General features: G+C 73.6%; 1 protein-coding gene and 1 pseudogene. Both read right to left on the bottom strand.

Going from position 1 to position 3074, the window contains the following annotated elements; all coding sequences use genetic code 11:
- Positions 1 to 1301 (bottom strand): annotated as a pseudogene (locus AC5LUJ_RS22405) (hypothetical protein); the annotation flags it as partial.
- On the bottom strand, positions 1298 to 3074 hold a 1777-nt coding region (locus AC5LUJ_RS22400; RefSeq protein ID WP_493465688.1), incomplete at its 5' end, for a C-terminal helicase domain-containing protein. The gene AC5LUJ_RS22400 and the pseudogene AC5LUJ_RS22405, both read right to left, overlap by 4 nt.

Below are 3074 nucleotides of genomic sequence, written 5' to 3'. Positions count from 1 at the left end.
GTCGCCGGATCCGGCTCCGGGCCGGGCTCGGGGTGGGCGCCGCGCGGCCGGTGGCCGGTGTTGACCATCCGGAACAGCAGGTCCAGCGACTCGTACAGATGGAAGCCGTTACGCGCCGACTCGCCGATCAGCTTGCCGGAGACCAGGTCGCCGAGCCGGGCGAGACTGTACCCCTCGGCGTACTCCGGATGATCCACCGGTAGGACGCCGAGCTCCGGCCGGGCCTCGGCATACAGCAGGAACAGGATCCGGTACAGATAGCGCAGCGCCTCCCGGGTGAGCTCGCGGCCGAGCTCCTCGGGCTCCCTGACCTGCTCGGGGCGGACACCGGCCTCCCGGATGCGGTCGAGCACCTCGTTGGCGATCAGCTCGACGGACAGCCGCAGCCCCTCCCGCAGCTCCGCAGAGACGCCGACGGCCTGCCGCCGGGAGCCCTCCCGCAGCTCGGCGAGCCGTTCGCTGCCACCCTCCTCGGGCGGGCACAGCGTGTCCGCGCCGAACAGGGCCGCGATCACGTCGAGCTCGCCGCCGGGCCGGGTGTCGTTGCGGCCGAACGCGACGTCGAGGCTGACCGCCAGGTAGCGGCCCTCCCCCCAGGTCAGCCTGTCCGCGAGCGTCACCACCGCGCCGGCCAGGATGAGCACGTACCGCGGCCGGTCGTCGTCGAGGGCGAACAGGTGGCCGGCGAGCGCCATGCCGTGCTCGATCCGCTCCCGCCGGTCGACGTCCACCGGGGTCAGCAGCCGGCCGGCGCCGTCCGCGGCGGTCGCCGCGTCCGTGTCCGTCGCCCAGCCGCACTCGACCGCCAGCACGCCCCGGCCGGCGTGGGCCACTGCGACGGTGTGCTCGGTGCCGGCGCGCATGACGGTCAGCTCCGTCGGCCGCGCGGTGAAGGCGAACGCGCGCAGGACGTGGCCGTGCAGCTCGTGCAGCTTGTCCCGCAGCTTCTCCCGGACGGCCTCGTCCGCCTCCACACCGTCGCGTTCCGCGGCCTGAACGGCCGCGTCGAGTTCGACGATCTCGGCGCGCAGCTCGTAGTAGGCCCGCCGCAGCGCCCGGATGCCCGCCCGCGGCGTCACCGCCGGGCCGAGAGCCGCGGCGGGCTCGTTCTCCCCGAGACCCCCGGCCCACGCCCCGCCGGGCCGGTCGGCGTCGGCGTCGGCGTCGGCGGACAGCCCGTGGTTCTTCTCGGCCTCCGCCCAGCGTCCGAGGTAACCGTCCTTGACCACCTTGGGCAGACGCTCGGCGAGATAGTAGGCGGATAAGTACTCTCCGCGGTTGGTCAGGGACTCCATGCTCATACGGCACGCTCCAGAACGGCGAGCAGCCGCAGCAATGGCTCACCCGTGGTCTCCAGCCGCGCGACGAGATCGTTCTGTTCGCGCACGGTGTCGTCCACGCCGCGTTTCCTGCTGGCCCGCCGCGGAGCGGACGCGGTCGCGGCCGGCGGCAGCAGGCTCTGCTGCTGCCAGCGCAGCATGCGGGCGCGGTGGGCGCGCAGCGGTTCGGCCGTCGTCGCGTCCCAGGCGTCCCGCTGCTTCTCCAGATGCTCGCGGGCGACGTCGACGGCGGCCGGGACGAGCTTCTGCAGCCGACCGAGATCGACGCCGGAGGCGGGGTTGGTCATCGCCGGGTTCACCCCGGCCCGTGCCAGCACGTCGGCCAGCGGCTCGACGGCCGGCGCGCCGGGCAGGCCGCCGACCGCCATCCACTCGACCACGGTCGGCTGGCCCAGCTGGTTGCAGTACACGCCCTGGACGAGGAACACCGGGCCGGGGACGTCGGCGAGCAGGACGGGTGCCTGCTGCCGGCCGAGCCTGACCAGCACCTTGTCGACGAGCCAGTCGACCACCGGGTGGATGTCGCTGACGTAGGCGATGTCCGGCCAGCTGGTCTTCCGGCTCGCGCGGGCCTGCTCCAGCCGGCGCCTGGCAAGCTCCCGGTCGAAGGTCAGCTTCAGCCGCAGCCGGCCGTCCACCCGCTGGTCGGCCAGGTAGGAGCGGGGCAGGTCCGACATGCGGCGCTCCAGGTCGGCCGGGGCGTCAAAAGCGATCATCCCCTCCTCGCGGCGGAGCGCGAGCGCGTCCTCGGGAGAGTCGAAGACCTCCCGCAGCGCCTCGTCGACGAACCGTTCGGTGGAGGCGAACAGGGTCGGCACCCGCGCCCGCGCCGGCTGCGCGGCAACGTGCGTCTCACCGACGCCGCCGAGCAGATCGGCCAGCACGTCGTGTCGCGGGCCGGCGTCCAGTGACTCCTCCACGCCGCGGCCGGCGAGCAGATCCTGGATGAGACGGCGCTCCTCCCGGTCGGCCAGATACTCCCCGGTGACCGCCTCGGCGCTGCCGAGGCTGCGGTGCGCCTCCGCCTCGCGGGCCAGCAGCTTCTCGGCGACCGTGGTGTCGTCCCTGGCGCCGTCCACGGACGAGGTGAGGATCAGCGCCCGGAACCGGGGCTGGTGCGCCTGGCCGTAACGGTCGATCCGGCCGTTACGCTGCTCGATGCGGATCAGGCTCCACGGCAGGTCGTAGTGCACCAGATGGTGGCACTGCCGGTGCAGGTTGACCCCTTCGGACGCCACGTCGCCGGTGAACAGCATCCGTACCGGGGCGTCCCGCTGGGAGAACTCCTCGACGATCCGCTGCTGGTCGGTGTCGGGCAGGCCGCCGTGCATGACCCGCACCGCGTCCCGGGCGGCCGTCCGCCCCGTGAAGCCCAGTGCCGCCGGTACGACGTCGGCCAGCCACTTCAGCGTCGCGACCCGCTCGGAGAACACCACGACCCGCACCTGGCTGCCCGGACCGGCCCCGATCTGGCGCAGCTCGCGCAGCAGGGCCGCCAGCTTGGCGGAGTCGGCGTCGGTCATGGCCGCCGCCAGCGTGCGCAGCCGGCCGAGCGCGGACCGCTCCTGAGCGTCGGTGCAGCCCGCCGACCGCAGCCGCGTGTCGACGGTCTGTGCCAGCGCGTGATGCGAGGACAGGAACGCCTTCAGCAGCGTGTAGGGGAACAGCCGCCGCTCCCTGCTCACCGCGCTCGCCGTGTTCAGCGTGCTCACTGTGCTCGCTGGCTGCCGGCCC

It is taken from the genome of Protofrankia sp. CiP1_Cm_nod3 (assembly GCF_982290655.1).
This window is presented reverse-complemented; position numbering and strand designations above follow the sequence as displayed.